A 17,080-nucleotide genomic window follows, 5' to 3' on the forward strand; every position below is an offset into this window, starting at 1 on the left:
ATACCGGCCGGGCGGGGCGCTAGTCGACCTGCCCGGTATTCGCCTGCCCGAGCAGCGCCAGCACGTCGTCCGCGGTCCGGAGCGGAACCGGGTTGCTGCGCACCCACGGATTGGCAAGAGCCGATTCGGCAATCCGCTGCCAGGCGTCCCGCGGCACCGAGACGGCATCCAGCGTCCGCGGCAGGCCCAGCCCGGCGATCAGGTCGTGAAGCGCCCTCGCCGCGCTCGGCGCCGCCGGATCGAGCGCCATTCGCACCCATTCCGCCCGCTCCGGCATCGACGGGCTGTTCAGCGCGACCACATGCGGCAGCATCACGCAGGAGGTATGGCCGTGCGGCACCCCGGCGACGGCGCCAAGCTGGTGGCCGATCCCGTGCGAGGCGCCGTATGACACCTTCATGATCCCGCTCGAGGCGAGCCAGACGCCGAGCTGGCAGGTCGCGCGCGCTGCCAGGTCGTCGGGGCGCGCACTCACCGCCTTCAGGCCATCGCCGAGTAGCCGGAGGGCGTGCAGCGCAAGGCCGTCGACATAGGCGCTCGGCGCCCGCGACATGATCCCCTCGACCGCATGGTCGACCGCGCGGATTCCGGTCGAAAGCCACAGCCATTCCGGCGTCAGCAGCGTGATCGCGGGGTCGTAGATCACCGTCTCCGCCGGGAAGCTACGGCTCAGGAAGGCGACCTTGGTATGGGTCTCCGGATCGACGCTGGCGCCGACCGAACCGAACTCCGCGCCCGACATCGTCGTCGGAACGGTGATGTGGGGACAGCGCGGCGCCGGGTGCGGCGACGGCGCCATTGTCCCGGATTCGTCGACGCCCGCGCGAATCGCCAGCACCGCCGGGCCGTCGCCGGCACCCGCCGCGTCGGCGATCCGGGCGACCTTGACGAGGTCGATGACCGAGCCGCCGCCGACCGACAGGATCAGGTCCGGGTCGAGGGCGCGGATCCGCCCCACCAGGTCGAGGACGCAGGACAGCGGCGAATGGGCAACGACATCATCGAAGGTCCCGGCATGGCGAGGCCCGAGCGCCGCGACGATCGAGCGGATCGCGTCGGTTTGTCGAGAAAGCGAGCGTGACGCGACGACAAGCACCCGCCGGGCGTCCCTGCGGGCCGCCTCGGCGGCGACCGTTTCGGCCGCGGGCCGGCCGTGGATCACCGCCTTCTGATCGGAATATTCGTAGGCCCCCGCCTCGTATTGCAGCATCGCGTCCTCTCCTGTTGCCGGCCCAACGTTACCGCCGGCAGCGCCGTACGAATACGGCAAACACGCGTCGCCGGCGAGAGCCGGCAGGCCACCCTCTTGCCCGGCGCCATCGCTTCGTCCTATCAAACATCACCGCAGCCGAGCTGGAGTGAGACCGGATGACCCTGCCGACCTTCCTGAAAGAGCGCCTGTCGATCCCGGTTATCGGTTCGCCGCTCTTCATCATTTCGAACCCCGACCTCGTGATCGCCCAGTGCAAGGCCGGCATCGTCGGCTCGTTCCCGGCCCTCAACGCCCGGCCGGAAAGCCTGCTGGACGAATGGCTGCACCGGATCACCGAGGAACTGGCGGCGCATGACCGGGCCCACCCCGAGCGGCCCTCGGCGCCGTTCGCGGTCAACCAGATCGTCCATCGCTCGAACGAGCGGCTGGAGCGGGATCTGGCGCTCTGCGTGAAATACAAGGTGCCGATGGTCATCACCTCGCTCGGCGCCCGGCCCGAGCTGAACGACGCCGTACACAGCTACGGCGGCATGGTCATGCACGACATCATCAACAACCGCTTCGCCCACAAGGCGATCGAGAAGGGCGCCGACGGCCTGGTCGCGGTGGCCGCCGGGGCCGGCGGGCATGCGGGCACGATCTCGCCCTTCGCCCTGATCCAGGAAATCCGCGAATGGTTCGACGGGCCACTGGCGCTCTCGGGCGCGATCGCGACCGGCAATGCCATCCTCGCGGCAATCGCCGCCGGCGCCGATCTGGCCTATATCGGTTCGGCCTTCATCGCCACCGAGGAGGCGAACGCGGACGCCAGCTACAAGCGCATGATCACCGAATGCGAGGCCGGCGACATCGTCTACACCAACCTCTTCACCGGCGTGCACGGCAACTATCTGAAGCCGTCGATCACCAATGCCGGGCTCGACCCGGACAACCTGCCGGTCAGTGACCCGACGAAGATGAGCTTCGGTTCCGACCGGGAGCGCGACAAGAAAGCCTGGAAGGACATATGGGGCTGCGGCCAGGGCATCTCGGCGGTCAAGGAGGTGTTGCCTGCGGCGGAACTCGTCGCCCGGCTGAAGACCCAATACGACGCGGCGCGCGACCGGATCGGCCGGGCCGCCTGAAAGGACGCATGGCAGGACCGGCCCGGCGGCGATCGCTCAGTTGCCGAGCCGGACACTCCCGTCGAGGGTGTATTTCTGCGTGGTCGTCTGCGACGTCAGGTCGAGAACGACGGCGGCCCCGCCGGACACCACCACCAGGGCGATAACGGCAACCAGAAAAGCTTTCATCGGCGTCTGTTCCCCTCAAAAGCGCCCGTCGAGCCTAACCCGACCCGGGTCGATGCGGCAAATCACTCGTCTCCCGGCGCGCCGGTGATGCGCACGAGATAATCGATCAGGATATCGCGGTCCGCCTCGCTCGGCAGCCGCTGCAACGGCATCTTCGAGCCGGGCGTCAGGTTCTCCGGCCCGATCGCGAACAGCTCGGCCACGGTTTCCCGCGTCCAGACGATGTCGCTGTCCCGGAGCGCCGCCGAATAGGGATAGCCGGGCACGCTGCCGGCGCGGCGTCCGAAGACGCGGTAGAGCGTCGGTCCGGCCCGGTTGCCGCCATCCGCGGTCACCGTGTGACAAACTTGGCATTTGCGGAACAGCTCGGCGCCGCGCCTGTTTTCATCGGCCTCCGCCCCTGCCCCGGTCCCGGCCCGCGCCATCCGCCCATTGCCGGGCGCGCGGTCGATTTCCATGCCATCGTCGGCCGACCAGAGCCGGAGTACCTCGTCCGACCCGGCCGAGAGCAGAATCTCGCCTTCGGCGGCGAAACCGAGGCCCCAGACCGCGCCGTCATGGGCGGCCGCCTGCCAGAGCAGGCGGCGCCCGGCAAGGTCCCAGAAATTGACGAACCCGGCCGCATCGCCGCTCGCCAGATGGCGGCCGTCGGCAGAGATCGCGAGCGACAGCACCGGGCTCTCATGGCCTTCGAGGTGACCGGTCTCGCGCCGCGTCGCAACGTCCCAGAGCCGAACCGACTGATCGATCGAGGCGGAGGCGAGAGTCGAGCCATCGGGACTGAACGCCAGCCCGTTGACGGCGAAATCGTGGCCGAGCAGTTGGCCGAGCACGACGCCATCGGCGATCCGGCGGATCGTGATGCCGCCATCGTGATCGCCGGCGGCGGCGATCCCGCCGTCCGGCGAGACCGCCAGGCAATTGACGTTGAACTCGATCTGCCAGGTCGCCCGGAGCGGCTGCTCCGCATCCAGATCCCAGAGCCGGATCGTCCGGTCCCAGCCGCCCGTCAGTGCGCGCCGCCCGTCCGGGGCGAGCGCGAGCGCCACGGCCTTGCCGCGGTGCGCCTCGAGGCGGCGGAGTTCCTCGCCGCCGTCGAGGTCCCAGAGGATCAGCACCCCGTCATCGCCAAGCGAGAGGCCCTGGTGCGCGCCCGGCCGGATGGCGACGGCATTGACGGCCGCGTCATGCCCGACGAACTGGCGGAGCGGCTCGCGATTCGCCAGGTCCCAGAGGATCACGTTGTAGTCGAAGCCGCCCGAGAGCGCGACGCGCCCCGAGCGATCGGCAGCGACGGCCCGCACCGGCCCGCCATGGGCGGCAAGTTCCGCCGCTGCCGGCCCGCCGAGGCAGCAGACCAGCAGCGTCAGGACCGCCACAGGCCGGCGGAACGCCGCCACCACACGCTGTCGCCCCCTTGCCATGCGGATGCCGGTGCCAGCCTAGTCGTCGCCGGCGCCCGGCTGCCGCCCGATCTCGTCCATCCAGACGCTGTGATGTTCGCGCGCCCAGTTCTCGTCGACATCGCCGGAGCCCATCGCGTCGAAGGCCCCCTGCATGCCGAGCGTGCCGATATAGATATGGCCGAAAATGACGACGATCAGCCCGATTCCGACGATGGCGTGCCAGAGCTGGGTAAGCTGCATTTCGGCGGTCGCGCTCAAGCTTGTCGGCAGATCGAGCCCTAGAAGGTTGAGCAGCCGGAAGGTGCCCTCGAAATAGCTGATCTCGAACGGGAACATCAGGCCGAGGCCGGTCAGGCTGATCGAGATGCCGCCGATGATCACCAGCCAGTAAAGGATCTTCTGGCCGGCATTGAACTTGCGCGCCGGCGGATGCTTGCGGCCGCCCAGCATGCCGCCGGCCTTGACCAGCCAGATCAGGTCGTAGCGGTTCGGGATATTCTGCCGGATCCACAGCACCAGGATCAGCACGAGGCCGATCATGAAGGCGAAGGCGACGTAATTGTGCAGATACTTGCCGGCCTGGGTGATCGTCGCGAACGCCTCCTTGCCGAGCAGCGGGATGATCAGTTCCCGCCCGAACATCAGGTTGAGGCCGGTCAGCCCGAGAACCACGAAGGAGAGCGCCGTCAGCCAGTGGGCGAAGCGCTCGAACCCGTTGAAGCGGCGCACGGTGCGACCGCTCAGGCCGTGATCGACACGGATCCGGCCACGCAGCGCGAAGAACAGCGCGAGCAGGGCCAGCATGCCGACGAGGGCGATGCCGCCCCAGAACTTAAGCGGCCCGTTCCGCCAGATCCGCCAATCCTCGCCGTTGCTCTGGATCAGCACCCCGGCCTGCTGGTTCGGCAGGCTCACATTGCCGCTCTCGCCCTGGCGGATGGCCCGCCAGAAATTCGAATCGCTCGAATTGCCGAGCGCGTTGCCCGGCACCGCTCCGGCGTCCTGGGCCAGGGCCGCCGGCGCGGTCGCCAGGAATACACCGCCCAGCCCGGCGGCAACGAACAGGATGACGAGCAGCGTGCGCAGGGCACGGCCGCAGGCAAGCACCGGTTGGGTCCGCATGACGCCACCTTCAGGAAGGAATGGAAATGTCGCGACGGGGACGACGGGACGCGATCATGAGACCGCGCCCCGCCCCCTTGTCTGGCCTCGTCAGCCGCCGGCCTTCGACCGATAGGCCGTGCCCCAGCCCCAGGCGCCGGAGCCGAAGCCCCGGGCGACGACACGCTCGCGGTAGATCGACGAGACGGTATCCCCGTCACCGCCGAGCAACGCCTTGGTCGAGCACATCTCCGCGCAGAGCGGAAGCTTGCCCTCGGCGAGCCGGTTGCGGCCGTATTTCTGGAACTCGGCCGCGGAGTTGTCCTCCTCCGGGCCACCGGCGCAGAAGGTGCACTTGTCCATCTTCCCGCGACTGCCGTAGTTCCCGGCCTGCGGATATTGCGGCGCCCCGAACGGACAGGCGTAGAAGCAATAGCCGCAGCCGATGCAGAGATCCTTCGAGTGCAGGACCACGCCATCGTCGGTTTCGTAGAAGCAGTCGACCGGGCAGACCGCCATGCACGGCGCGTCCGAGCAGTGCATGCAGGCCACCGAGATCGACCGTTCGCCGGGCTTGCCGTCATTGATGGTGACGACCCGTCGCCGATTGACCCCCCACGGAACCTCATGCTCGTTCTTGCATGCGGTCACGCAGGCATTGCACTCGATGCAACGCTCAGCGTCGCAGAGGAACTTCATTCTTGCCATTTCAAGTTCTCCTTACGCCGGCTCGATACGGCAGAGTGTCGCCTTGGTTTCCTGCATCTGGGTCACCGAGTCGTAGCCGTATGTCTGCGCCGTGTTCGAGGCTTCGCCGAGGACATAGGGATCCGCGCCCTTGGGATATTTCGCCCTCAGGTCCTCGCCCTGGAAGTGACCGCCGAAATGGAACGGCATGAAGGCCACGCCGCGCCCGACACGTTCCGTCACCAGCGCCGCGACCTTGACCTTGGCGCCCGACGGGCTGTGCAGCCAGACCTGCTGCTTGTCGCGCAGGTTGAGGCCGTTCGCGTCGTACGGATTGATTTCGACGAACATTTCCTGCTGCAGTTCCGCCAGCCACGGGTTGGAGCGCGTCTCCTCGCCGCCGCCCTCGTATTCCACGAGTCGTCCGGAGGTCAGGATCATCGGGAACTCGACCGAGAAATCCTGCTTCTGGATCGATGCGTACATCGTCGGCAGCCGGTAGAACTTGCGATCCTCGTAAGTCGGGTAGTCGGCCACGAGATCGCGCCGCGAGGTGTAGAGAGGCTCGCGGTGGAGCGGTACCGGGTCGGGGAAGTTCCAGACCACGCACCGCGCCTTGGCATTGCCGAAGGGCGCGCAACCATGCTTGATCGCGACCCGCTGGATACCGCCTGACAGGTCGGTCTTCCAGTTGGTCTTGTCACCGGCGACAGCATCGATGGCCTTGCGCTCGTCGTCCGTCAGATCGCCATCCCAGCCGAGTTTCTTCAGCATGGCCATGGTGAATTCCGGATAACCGTCCTTGATCTCCGAACCGACCGAGTAGACGCCGTCGGCAAGCAGGTTCTGGCCGTCCCGTTCGACCCCGAACCGGGCCCGGAAGGTCAGTCCGCCCTCGGCCACCGGCCGCGAGGTGTCGTAGAGGATCGGTGTCCCGGGATGCTTCATCTCCGCGGTACCCCAGCATGGCCAGGGCAGCCCGTAGACCTCGCCGTCCAGCGGCCCGCCGGTCGCGCGCAGTGTCGTCCGGTCGAAGGTGTGCTGGTACTGCATGTGCATCTTCAGCCGTTCCGGCGACTGGCCGGTATAGCCGACGGTCCACATGCCGCGGTTGAATTCCCGGGTGATGTCCTCGACGACCGGATCGGTGCCCTTGACCTCGATATTGCGGAACATCTCGTCCGCGATGCCGAGCTTCTTGGCGAACAGGTACATGATCTCGGCGTCGTTCTTCGATTCGAAGACCGGGTCGATGACCTTGTCCCGCCACTGCAGCGACCGGTTGGAGGCGGTCACCGAGCCCGAGGTCTCGAACTGGGTGGCCGCCGGCAGCAGGTAGACGCCGTCCTTGCGGTCGTGCATCACCGCGGCAACGGTCGGATAGGGATCGACGACGACGAGAAGATCGAGCTTCTCCATCGCCTCCTTCATCTCCGGACCGCGGGTCTGCGAGTTCGCGGCATGGCCCCAGAACACCATCGCCCGGACATTGTCCGGCTGATCGATGTTCTCCTTCGCCTCGAGCACGCCGTCGATCCAGCGCGAGACCGGGATACCGTTGTCCTCCATCAGTTCCTGGGAGGCGAAGCGGGCCTTCAGCCACTCGTAGTCGGTTTCCCAGACCCGGGCCCAGTGCTGCCAGGCGCCGGCCTTGAGGCCGTAGTAACCCGGCAGGGTGTGCGACATCACGCCCAGATCGGTCGCGCCCTGCACGTTGTCATGGCCACGGAAGATGTTGGTGCCGCCACCGGCGACGCCCATGTTGCCGAGCGCCAGCTGCAGGATGCAGTAGGCACGGGTGTTGTTGTTGCCGTTGGCATGCTGGGTCGAGCCCATGCACCAGATCACCGTCGACGGCCGGTTGTTGACCATCGTGCGGGCCACGCGGGCGAGCTGCGAGCCCGGCACGCCGGTCACCCGCTCGGTCTCCTCCGGGGTCCATTTGGCGACCTCGGGCCGGATCTGGTCCATGCCCCACACGCGGGTGCGGATGAACTCCTTGTCTTCCCAGCCATTCTCGAAGATGTGCCAGAGAATGCCCCAGATCAGCGCGACGTCCGTACCGGGACGGAAGCGGACATATTCGTCGGCATGCGCCGCGGTGCGCGTGAAGCGCGGATCGCAGACGATCAGGGCCGCGTTGTTCTCTTCCTTCGCCTTCAGCAGATGAACCAGCGAGACCGGGTGGGCCTCGGCCGGATTACTGCCGATCAGGAACATCGCACGGGAATTGTGGATGTCGTTGTAGCTGTTCGTCATGGCGCCGTAGCCCCAGGTGTTGGCAACACCTGCGACCGTGGTCGAATGGCAGATCCGCGCCTGGTGATCGACGTTGTTCGAACCCCAGTAGGAGGCGAACTTGCGGAACAGATAGGCCTGCTCGTTGGAATGCTTGGCCGAACCGAGCCAGTAGACCGAGTCGGGACCGGACTTCTCGCGGATCTGCAACATCTTGTCGCCGATCTCGTCGATCGCGTTTTCCCAGCTCATCCGCTCCCATTTGCCGTCGACCAGCTTCATCGGATATTTCAGCCGGCGTTCGCCATGGGCATGCTCGCGCACCGATGCGCCCTTCGCGCAATGGGCCCCGAGATTGAACGGGCTGTCGAAGCCGGGCTCCTGCCCGATCCAGACGCCGTTCTTGACCTCGGCGATCACCGTGCATCCGACCGAACAATGGGTGCAGACGCTCTTGATCTGGGTGACGTTGCCCGCCGCCGTGGCGGTCTGGGCTTCCGCCTTCCGGACGGTTCCGCCGGTCACCAGCGAGGCGGCCGCGAGGCCTCCCGCGGTCAACCCGGAGCGCCTCAGGAAGGTGCGTCGGTCGATGGCACTGCCGGTCAGTCCGGCAAGGGCCTTGGACAAACGGGGGCCTCTCGCAACCCCGTTGGTCTTCTTTCTGAGCATTGACCTCTCCGATATGTCAAAGAGTTGTCGAAGTCGCGGCTAGAAGCGCGCGAGCTCGTAATAGGTCTTCACATGTGCGGTTTCCCGATAGCCCGCGGATTTTCCCGCGACCGGCACGGCCGCCTCGACGGTCGCCGCCTGTGTCGCGAGTGCGACACCGCCGGTGGTAGCCCCGAGCGCGGCGAGCTTCAGGAAGTCGCGGCGTTCCGGGGAAGCCGGCTTCGCTTTCTCATTCATCGCCAATCCCTCTTGTTGAAGGTGTGAACCACTTACGCGACTAAATACTGGCAAAAGATACGGGTTCGTTCCGGCGCGGGTCGCGCCTCAGTCGAGCATCTGGAAGGCCAGCGACTCGACCTCCAGGAAGCGCCGCCCGAGCATGCCGATGGGGACGTAGAGATCGGCCGATTCGGCGGTTTCCAGGTCCTCGAAGAACTGGCCCATCCAGGGGCCGATATGGCTGCCGAAGAAGGTCCGCTGCGCCGCCAGTCCGAGCGGCGCACCGAAGCTGCCGCCGATCAGGCCGGCCATGATCTCGCAGAGCGTCGCCGCGTGATCCTCCGGGATCCGGTTCTGCTCCGCCCGGCCGACGCCGAGCACGGCAAGGTCGGCGCGCAGCGCGGCCAGCGGCTTCTCGTTCAGGAATCCGGTCAGGTAGAAGGAGCCGTGCGGTACCAGTTCGCCGCGGCCGAGGCCGATGAAAAGCGCCTGGTATTCCTCGCGCGCCGCCCGCGGGCTCGTTCGCGCGGCAACCCGCGCCAGATCCGCCATGGCTATTCCGAGCGGCGTCTCATCGCCGGTCAGGCCGGCCGCCACCTGGAGCAGTTCCGCATCCGGCTCGACCGCCAGGAACCGCGCCAGCAACGTGTAATGCTGCGCGCGCGCAAACTCTTCCTCCGGGATGTCGTCCGGAATTTCCTGAATGTCGGGCTCCGTCGGCAATGTCTGATCGACAGCCTCGGGGAGCCTCGCGGCGCGCCCCTTGCTCTCCGTCACATCAACCCTTGGCGTTTCGCGGCGGCCCGTTTCTTTTGAACGGCGGGCCTGCCTGCCCTCAGAATCCTGTATCCCATCAACCCTATACCTCTTCGTCGGCAACCACCAAGCCTTTCGGGCAGGACACCGGCTAGCCGGCGTCCTCACCCTTCGATCTCGCCGCGGATCCGACCATTCCCGCGCCAGGCGTTCCGTCTTCCTCGCCGTCCGGCGGCCCATCCGTGGCCTCCGTCTCAGGCACGTCCGGCGCGTCATTCGACGGTTCATCCGTTGCGGGTCCGTCATTCGCCGCGATCACCGCGGGTTCGGCCGGACCGGTCTTGGCGGCCTCGCCATCCTCGGTGAGTTCCTTGAGGAAGCCGCGACCGACCTTGTAGGCGGTCTTCATGCCCGGGATGACCCGCGCCGCATCGGTGAAGTCGTCACCGTAATCGACCAGGCCGTCGACGTTGGCGAGCACCGGGTCGAGCCGCCAGAGCCGCCGCAGGGCGAGGCGCCGGACAGCGTCGGGCACATCCTTCTTCATGAAGACGGTGAAATCGCCGTCCCGCTCCATCGCCTCCGGGTCCGGCAGCGCCGCGTCGTCCCGCGCCTGTTCTTCGGCTGCGACGCCCGGCGCCGGCACGGCAGCGGCGTCGCCCGACAGCAGACCGGGCGCCCGTCCAGGCAGTTCATCGACGTCCGGGTCGGCCACCGCCACCGTTGTCTCGTCCGGCATGACCGGCGCCGCCCGTCCACGCAGCGACAGCCGACCGCTTTCGCGGGACAACTGCTTCCGGCGCGCCCAGCGGTCGAGGAATTTTCCCTGTTCAGCCAATGCCGGTCCCCTTCGGCATCACCCGCGGTTCGGGCGCGAAGGCCCCGCCGTCGGGATTGTGCGGCCGCCGCTTCCGCTTGAGGAACCGTTCGTCGACATGGTGTCGGTCGATATATCCCTGTACCCAGGCGATGATGCCGGGCGGCATCTCGACCGGTTCGACGATTTCCTCGCCGCTGTCGAGATAGTCCTGCGCCTCGAACGGCGAGGCCGTCACCATATGGACGGCGATGTCGTTCTCCACCTCGCGCTCGTCGGGGCGGAGCACGACGTAGAGGACCGGGGTTTCGTTCGACAGATTGACCCTGTAGGCCTCGGTCTCGCTCCGATGCAGGACCAGCTCGAGGGTCGCCGCATGAAAACGCTGCCAGCCATCCCCCTCGGCCAGCAGGCGCCAGCGGGCGGTTGGCGGCGCGCCCACGATCACCCCCGCCGGCAGCCAGAAATGGTCCTGCCAGGGATGATTGCTCGTGCGCCGCTCGATCACGACACCGAGCGTCATGGCTTCGCTCCTGGTCATCGGATGCGCCTTTTGCGCCGCCCTCCCCCTGAGGCCCTGTTATCCACAAGCATAGGGACGGTCCCGACGGAACTTCAAGCGGCGAAACGCCCGATCACATCCACATGGTGGAAAGTTGATTGCCGCTTGTCAGAAAGACTCCTGATAGTGTTAGCGTAGCGGTCAAAAGGATCGCGGGGAGGAAAACCGGGTGGAATACAACGGCAAGAAAATTCTTGTTTGCGACTGCGAACACAGCATGCCGATCGACGGCGACAAGCTTGTCCGGGCCTGCGGTGCCAAGGGCCCGCTCGAGGTACAGACCCAGCTTTGTCGTGCGCAGATCGACAATTTCCGCGCCGCACTCGTCGACGGTGTCGGCGATATCGTGGTCGCCTGCACCCAGGAGGCGCCGCTGTTCGCCGAGATCCATGACGAGATGGGCTCGGAACGGCGGCTGATCCACTCCAACATCCGCGAACGGGCCGGCTGGTCGGCCGATGCCGACGCGGCATTGCCGAAGATCGCCGCCCTGCTCGCCGAGGCCACAGTCGAGGTCCCGGACGCCCCGACGCTGACCATCGAATCCGACGGTGTCTGCCTGGTGTACGGCCGCGACGAGGTGGCCTTCGCCGCCGCCGAACGGCTATCGCAACGTCTGGATGTCACCCTGCTGCTCGACGGCCGGCCCGACCTGCTGCCGCCGCGGGTCGGCGAGGTGCCGGTCTTCGGTGGCCGGATCGCGAAGGCAAGCGGTCATTTCGGCGCCTTCGAGCTGGTCGTCGACGATTACGCGGCGCCCCGGGTCTCGTCCCGCGCCGGCCTTGCCTTCGATCCCGGCCGCGATGGCGCGCGCTCGACCTGCGATCTCATTCTCGACCTGTCCGGGGGCACGCCGCTGTTTCCCGCCGGCGGGCGCCGGGACGGTTACTACCGTGTCGATCCGGCCGATCCGGTCGCGGTCGAGCGGGCGATCTTCGACATCGCCGACATGGTCGGCAGCTTCGAGAAGCCGCGCTATGTCGCCTTCGAGCCTTCGCTCTGCGTGCACAGCCGGAACCGCATCACGGGCTGCCACCGCTGCCTGGACGCCTGCCCGGCCGGGGCGATCCGGCCGGCCGGCGACACCGTCGAGATCGACCCCCATCTCTGCGGCGGCTGCGGCAACTGCGCCAGCGTCTGCCCGACCGGCGCCGCGGCCTATGCGCTGCCGCCCCAGGACGCGTTGTTGCTGCGGCTGCGAACACTGCTCGAGACCTACCGCAAGGCCGGCGGGGAATCCCCGGTCCTGCTGCTGGTCGACGAGCCGTTCGGCGAGGACATGATCGCCGCCTCGTCGCGCCAGGGTCGCGGCCTGCCGGCCAATGTTCTCCCGTTCGCCGTCAACGAGGTGACCCAGCCGAGCTTCGATTTCATCGCCTCGGCGTTCGCCTATGGCATTACGCATCTCGTCATTCTCGTGCCGCCCAAGCGGCGGCAGGAGAGCGATTCGCTGGCCGGGCAGACGGCGATGATCGAACGCCTGCTGGACGGCCTCGGCTACGCGCCGGGCGCGGTGGTCTTCCTCGATTGCGACGATCCGGAGCGGCTTGAGGAAAGCCTCTGGACGCTGACCCCGCGACCGGGAGCCGAGGCCGGAAGCTTCATGCCGCTCGGCACCAAGCGGGCCAACGCGGCGCTCGCCCTCGGCCACCTGCAGAAGGTGGCGCCGGCCCCGGCCGACCGCGTCGCCCTGCCGGCCGGTGCCCCGTTCGGCTCGGTCGAGATCGATGTCGACGGCTGCACGCTCTGCCTGTCCTGCGTCTCGACCTGCCCGGTCAACGCGCTGCGCGACGATCCGGACCGGCCGCGCCTGTCATTCGTCGAGAACGCCTGCGTGCAATGCGGACTCTGCGTCGCCACCTGCCCGGAAAAGGTCATGCGGCTCGAACCCCGCTACGATTTCACCGCGGCGGCCCGGAACGAACGCCTGGTGAAGGAGGAAGAGCCTTACGAATGCGTCCGCTGCGGCAAGGAATTCGGCACCAGAAGCTCGGTCGAGCGGATCGTCGCCGCGCTCGCCGGCAAGCATTCGATGTTCCGGGACCCGGCCGCGGTCGAACGCATCCGGATGTGCGAGAATTGCCGGGTCGTCGTCCAGTTCGAGGCACAGGACAATCCGTTCGCCGGTGCGCCGCGACCGAAGGTCCGCACCACCGAAGACGACCTTCGCGAGCGCGAGGCCGAAATCGAGGAAGCCCGCAGGAAGCTCCTCGCCGAGCGCAAGGGCACCGACGACAGCCAGACCTGACGGCCGCCGGAGCCCCTGCAGGGCCGGCGCGTCCTATTCGCTGGCCGTCGTGCTCCGGCAGTAGGCCTCGGCGCGGCTCAGGAACGTTTCCGCCTGACGGGCATCGTAGACGCCGTCCGCGAGTTCCTTGTCGATCGCCGCGCGGCGCTCATGCAAGCAGGCGACGAAGGCCGCCTCGTTCGGGCCTGCCGCTTCCGCCTGGCTACCCATGATCCGGTCCTGGGCGATGACGAAGATGACGCCGGCGAGCCCGAGAAAGACGAGAAAGGAAATCGCCCTCGCCAGAATACTGTCGAGAAAACCGCGCTTTGATGCCATGTCCGTTCCCCCTATTCGAGCGTGATATCGCCGTCGATCCCGACTTCCAGCCCGACGGCGCCGATCTTCAGCGTGACCGTCGCGGCGACGGTTTCGTTGCCCGAGAGCCGGCCCGAGTCGAGCGCCTCGCGGATCGCCGTCTCGATCTCGCGCTGCGAGGTGACGCCGACCTTCTTGAGAAACTTGCGCAAGCTCATGTTGAAGGCTTCTTCGTTCATAATCTTAATCCTCCCTCGGGTTTGTCATGATAGCGGCGCCAGCGGCAGGTTGACGAGCAGGTTCTGAGGCTTGAAGCGGACCATGCCGTCCGTCGTCATGGCAAGCGCCAGGTAGACCGGGCGCCCCTGTGCGTCCGGCAGGATCCGCGACTCGTCGGCGAACTCCAGCCGGAACAGCGCGAGCAGGCGGCCAAGCGTCTCCTCTTCCAGTTCCTGGCCCTCGTAGAGGGAGTTCAGGATCGCGCTGGCCTCGACGTCGAGTCCGGTATGCCAGCGCCATTGCTCGTCGCTGATCTTCTGTACTGGATGAATACGGCTCTCGACGCCGAGCATGTGCAGGATCCAGCGCTCCATGACCCGGCAGAGCGCATCCTGGCCGGGCCGGCCGAAGGTCAGGTCGAAGACCATGTCGAAGCGGTCGCTGCGCGCCCAGTAGCCGTCTCCGTTGCCCTTGTTCAGAATATCGAGCTCGACCTCGTTCATGTCGGTGCCCGCCTCGACCAGGAGCTGCCCGAGAGAGCCCAGTCCGCCGGTCCGCCGGTGCATCTCGACGACTTCCGCGTCGGCAAGCAGGGCGCCGGATTCCCGCAGCGTCACCTTCTGGTTGCGGAAGAAAAGCTCGCCCGCGCGCGCCTGGTAGGGATCGTCGCAGCCTTCCATCGCACTGCGTAGGACCACGTGCACCAGGTGATCGAGGAACAGTGCCGGCCAGCTCACCTGCCGGCCGAAGAACCCGAGGTAGCAACGCTCCGCCGTGCCCGCCTCGACCAGCGCGTCGCGAAACGAGAGCAGCAGGCGGTAGTTCTCGATCGCGTCGGGGTCGGCGAGCGCGGCGATCTCGCTTTCGGACACGGCCCGCCTGGGTTCGGTCAGCAGCGCCTCGTGCAGACGCCGCTCGGCATCGTTGGATTCGGCGACCGGTTCCATCTCCGGGCGCAGGAAATAGGCACGCAGGAAATCGTCGGTGACGACCAGATGGCCGTTGTCGTCCGGGTCCAGCAGATTGTGGCCGGAAACGCGCCAGAAATCAGGCATCGGGCCATCCCCTGGGTGCTTGCATCGAGAGTCCCTTCCTGAGCTTCAATCCGACCGGTTTGCCGTCCTTGCGGAGTACGAGATCGCCCGGCGCCTCGAGTCCGACGACCTGGCCTCGCAACGTCTTGCCGCCGGCATGAATCGGCACCGCCTTGTCCCGGCCGTCGGCCCGCCCGAGCCATTCGGTCGCGATCATCTCGAAGCCGTCCTCTTCCCAGCGCCGCATCCAGGACATCAGGTAACGGGCGAAGCTCGCGATCAGCATGTCCGGCCGCAGGCCGATGCAGCTTTCCGCCTCCAGCGTGGTGCTGCGCAACCTGCCCTGGGCGTCGGGCGGCGGCAATTCGCCGCCGATCGCGACGCTGACGCCGAGTACCAGCCAGTCCGGAACGGCGCTCTCGGCCGCTTCCGGCCCGAGCAGCGCAAGCCGGGCGGCAGGCAGGCCATTGACGATGATCCGGTCCGGCCAGCGATAGGTGACGGCGACTTCTGGCGGAATCAGAGCCCCGAGCGCGGAACCGAGCGCGAGCGCGGCGACATGGACCACGCCGCGCGAAACGCGCATCTCGTTCTCGGGGCCGAGCACGACGGCGAAGATCGCCCGGCTCGGATCCGGTGCCCAGAACAGCGTTCCCGGATCGGCGCCGTCGGCGGCGGCCGTCGCTGCGGCATCGAGCGTCGCGGACGGGTCGGTCAGGATGACCGGATGGAACAGGGGCGGCAGGTCGAGAGCGGCTTGCATGGCCGGAGGATAGCAAAGCGGGGCGCAACCGCCAGAGGGGTCTTGCAGCTTTTCCATTTTCGTCGCTTCCCCCTATCTGCTTGCGATGGCATGCTTTTGTCGCCCGGTCCGGGAGGGGAGGCCCGCAATGCGGCAATGACCGACATCCTGAATGCGTTCGTCCTCGCGATTGAACTGATTTTTGGCGGCGACCCCGAGTTCGTCGAGATCGTCGGCCTGTCGCTCTACGTCAGCCTTACCGCGGTCGGGCTGGCCTCGCTGATCGGCCTGCCGCTCGGCGCGCTGGTGGCCGTCTACCGCTTCCCCGGCCGTGGTACGGTGATCGTCATACTCAATTCCCTGATGGCGCTGCCGCCGGTCTTCGTCGGCCTGTTCCTCTACCTGTTGCTGTCGCGAAGCGGCCCGCTCGGCTTCCTCGGCCTGCTCTACACGCCCGGCGCGATGATCCTCGCCCAGTGCGTGCTGGCAACGCCGATCGTCGCCGCCCTGGCGCACCAGGCCATGCGGACGCTCTACGAGGAATACATGCAGCAGCTCTGTTCGCTCGGCGCCCGCACCCGGCAGGTCATCCCGACGGTGCTCTGGGACGGCCGGCTGCGTCTCGTCTCGGCGGTGATGGCCGGCTTCGGCCGGGTCAGCGCCGAGGTCGGCGCGGTGCTGATCGTCGGCGGCAATATCGCCAACGTGACGCGGGTGATGACAACGACTATCGCGCTCGAGACCAGCAAGGGCAACCTCGCGCTGGCCATGGCGCTCGGGCTGGTCCTGCTGCTGATCGCGCTCGGCGTGAACGCCGCCGCCGTCCTCATTTCCCGTACGGCACGATAGGCGGACCGGATGGCGATACTCCCCTGCCGTGCCGAAGGGCTGTCATTCCGCGCCGACGGCAAGCCGCTGCTCGGCCCGCTCGATCTCGAACTCGACGACGGCGGGACGACCGTCATCCTCGGCCATAACGGCGCCGGCAAGAGCCTGCTGCTCAACCTGCTGCACGGGCTGATGCCGCCGAGCGCCGGCCATGTGCGCTGGCTCGGTCCCGACGGGGCCGACAACCGCCGCCGACAGGCGATGGTCTTCCAGAAACCGGTCATGCTGCGCCGCTCGGTCCTGGCCAACGTCGAATACGGCCTCAAGCTGCGCGGTGTCGCCAGGGCCGAGCGCCGCCGGCGCGCCGCGATCGTGCTGCAGCGAACCGGCCTCGCCGATATCGCCGAGCGGCAGGCGCGCGCGCTTTCCGGGGGCGAGCAACAACGCCTGGCGCTCGCCCGGACCTGGGTGCTGGAGCCGGAAATCCTGTTTCTCGACGAACCGACCGCGAGCCTCGATCCCGGCGCCATCGCCGCCGTCGAGGCAATCGTGACGGAGATCCGCGATGGCGGCACCAAGATCGTCATGACGACGCACGATATGGGCCAGGCCCGCCGGCTCGCCGACGAGGTGATCTTCCTCGCCCGCGGCCAGGTCGCCGAACGCGGCCCGGCCGGAGCGTTCTTCGCCGGCCCTGCGAGCGATCCGGCGCAGGCCTTCCTCGAGGGCCGGCTCGCCTGGTAGGGCCTGCC

The 17,080-nt window shown here is 67.4% G+C and carries 18 protein-coding genes; 4 read left to right on the forward strand and 14 right to left on the reverse strand.

Translation table 11 applies throughout. The annotated features are described in order from the left end of the window. Positions 1-19: 19 nt before the first annotated feature. A complete protein-coding gene (locus tag OCH7691_RS13140; protein ID WP_085883985.1) occupies positions 20-1,210 on the reverse strand; it encodes an iron-containing alcohol dehydrogenase in 1,191 nt (396 codons plus the stop codon). 158 nt (positions 1,211-1,368) lie between these two features. Between OCH7691_RS13140 and OCH7691_RS13145 the strand changes: the two genes are divergently transcribed. Continuing rightward, positions 1,369-2,337: an NAD(P)H-dependent flavin oxidoreductase gene (locus OCH7691_RS13145; RefSeq protein ID WP_085883986.1), complete on the forward strand. Its 969-nt coding sequence runs from the start codon at positions 1,369-1,371 to the stop codon at positions 2,335-2,337. Between the two features lie 36 nt (positions 2,338-2,373). On the opposite strand, the gene OCH7691_RS23765 is transcribed toward OCH7691_RS13145, so the two are convergent. The 9 genes from OCH7691_RS23765 to OCH7691_RS13185 form a co-directional block, all read right to left on the reverse strand. Further along, complete coding sequence (locus tag OCH7691_RS23765; RefSeq protein WP_281251917.1) at positions 2,374-2,505, reverse strand: hypothetical protein; 132 nt, start codon at positions 2,503-2,505, stop codon at positions 2,374-2,376. Positions 2,506-2,567: 62 nt separating this feature from the next. Next, positions 2,568-3,908, reverse strand: coding sequence for a c-type cytochrome (locus OCH7691_RS13150; protein ID WP_176245049.1), 1,341 nt, complete (start codon positions 3,906-3,908; stop codon positions 2,568-2,570). Between the two features lie 39 nt (positions 3,909-3,947). Further along, positions 3,948-5,033 carry a formate dehydrogenase subunit gamma gene (locus OCH7691_RS13155; RefSeq protein ID WP_085883988.1) on the reverse strand — a complete coding sequence of 362 codons (1,086 nt, stop codon included), beginning with the start codon at positions 5,031-5,033 and terminating at the stop codon, positions 3,948-3,950. 90 nt (positions 5,034-5,123) lie between these two features. After that, positions 5,124-5,720, reverse strand: coding sequence for a formate dehydrogenase FDH3 subunit beta (gene fdh3B, locus OCH7691_RS13160; RefSeq protein ID WP_085883989.1), 597 nt, complete (start codon positions 5,718-5,720; stop codon positions 5,124-5,126). Positions 5,721-5,732: 12 nt separating this feature from the next. After that, entirely contained in the window at positions 5,733-8,606 is a 2,874-nt protein-coding gene (locus OCH7691_RS13165; RefSeq protein ID WP_085883990.1) for a formate dehydrogenase subunit alpha, read from the reverse strand. Positions 8,607-8,645: 39 nt separating this feature from the next. Continuing rightward, the gene (locus tag OCH7691_RS13170; protein WP_085883991.1) at positions 8,646-8,843 is read right to left on the reverse strand and encodes a twin-arginine translocation signal domain-containing protein; all 198 of its coding nucleotides are present in this window, start codon (positions 8,841-8,843) and stop codon (positions 8,646-8,648) included. 87 nt (positions 8,844-8,930) lie between these two features. Next, on the reverse strand, positions 8,931-9,602 hold the full coding sequence (locus OCH7691_RS13175) for a TorD/DmsD family molecular chaperone (protein ID WP_217807971.1): 672 nt from the start codon (positions 9,600-9,602) through the stop codon (positions 8,931-8,933). A 130-nt stretch (positions 9,603-9,732) separates the two neighbouring features. Beyond that, complete coding sequence (locus OCH7691_RS13180) at positions 9,733-10,419, reverse strand: DUF3306 domain-containing protein (RefSeq protein ID WP_085883993.1); 687 nt, start codon at positions 10,417-10,419, stop codon at positions 9,733-9,735. Continuing rightward, on the reverse strand, positions 10,412-10,939 hold the full coding sequence (locus tag OCH7691_RS13185; RefSeq protein ID WP_085883994.1) for a DUF3305 domain-containing protein: 528 nt from the start codon (positions 10,937-10,939) through the stop codon (positions 10,412-10,414). Before OCH7691_RS13185 ends, OCH7691_RS13180 begins: the two co-directional genes overlap by 8 nt. A 190-nt stretch (positions 10,940-11,129) precedes the next feature. Between OCH7691_RS13185 and OCH7691_RS13190 the strand changes: the two genes are divergently transcribed. Beyond that, a complete protein-coding gene (locus OCH7691_RS13190) occupies positions 11,130-13,208 on the forward strand; it encodes a 4Fe-4S binding protein (protein ID WP_217807972.1) in 2,079 nt (692 codons plus the stop codon). A gap of 33 nt (positions 13,209-13,241) precedes the next feature. Here the strand turns inward: OCH7691_RS13190 and OCH7691_RS13195 are convergent, their stop codons facing one another. From OCH7691_RS13195 to OCH7691_RS13210, 4 genes are read right to left on the reverse strand one after another with little or no spacing between them, the layout of a single operon-like run. Further along, positions 13,242-13,526 (reverse strand): hypothetical protein, encoded by a 285-nt coding sequence (locus OCH7691_RS13195; RefSeq protein WP_085883995.1) that lies wholly within the window; start codon positions 13,524-13,526, stop codon positions 13,242-13,244. A gap of 11 nt (positions 13,527-13,537) precedes the next feature. Then, the gene (locus OCH7691_RS13200) at positions 13,538-13,744 is read right to left on the reverse strand and encodes a DUF6494 family protein (RefSeq protein WP_085883996.1); all 207 of its coding nucleotides are present in this window, start codon (positions 13,742-13,744) and stop codon (positions 13,538-13,540) included. A gap of 24 nt (positions 13,745-13,768) precedes the next feature. After that, entirely contained in the window at positions 13,769-14,779 is a 1,011-nt protein-coding gene (locus tag OCH7691_RS13205; RefSeq protein WP_085883997.1) for a DUF6352 family protein, read from the reverse strand. Next, positions 14,772-15,578 (reverse strand): biotin/lipoate--protein ligase family protein, encoded by an 807-nt coding sequence (locus OCH7691_RS13210; RefSeq protein WP_085883998.1) that lies wholly within the window; start codon positions 15,576-15,578, stop codon positions 14,772-14,774. The genes OCH7691_RS13205 and OCH7691_RS13210 overlap by 8 nt, the downstream gene beginning before the upstream one ends. 78 nt (positions 15,579-15,656) lie before the next feature. Between OCH7691_RS13210 and OCH7691_RS13215 the strand changes: the two genes are divergently transcribed. Further along, on the forward strand, positions 15,657-16,349 hold the full coding sequence (locus OCH7691_RS13215) for an ABC transporter permease (protein ID WP_085883999.1): 693 nt from the start codon (positions 15,657-15,659) through the stop codon (positions 16,347-16,349). 9 nt (positions 16,350-16,358) lie between these two features. Further along, positions 16,359-17,072 (forward strand): ATP-binding cassette domain-containing protein, encoded by a 714-nt coding sequence (locus OCH7691_RS13220; RefSeq protein ID WP_085884000.1) that lies wholly within the window; start codon positions 16,359-16,361, stop codon positions 17,070-17,072. The last annotated feature ends 8 nt before the right edge of the window (positions 17,073-17,080 follow it).

The sequence above is a fragment of the Oceanibacterium hippocampi genome, from assembly GCF_900172325.1.
Taxonomy (GTDB): domain Bacteria; phylum Pseudomonadota; class Alphaproteobacteria; order Sneathiellales; family Sneathiellaceae; genus Oceanibacterium; species Oceanibacterium hippocampi.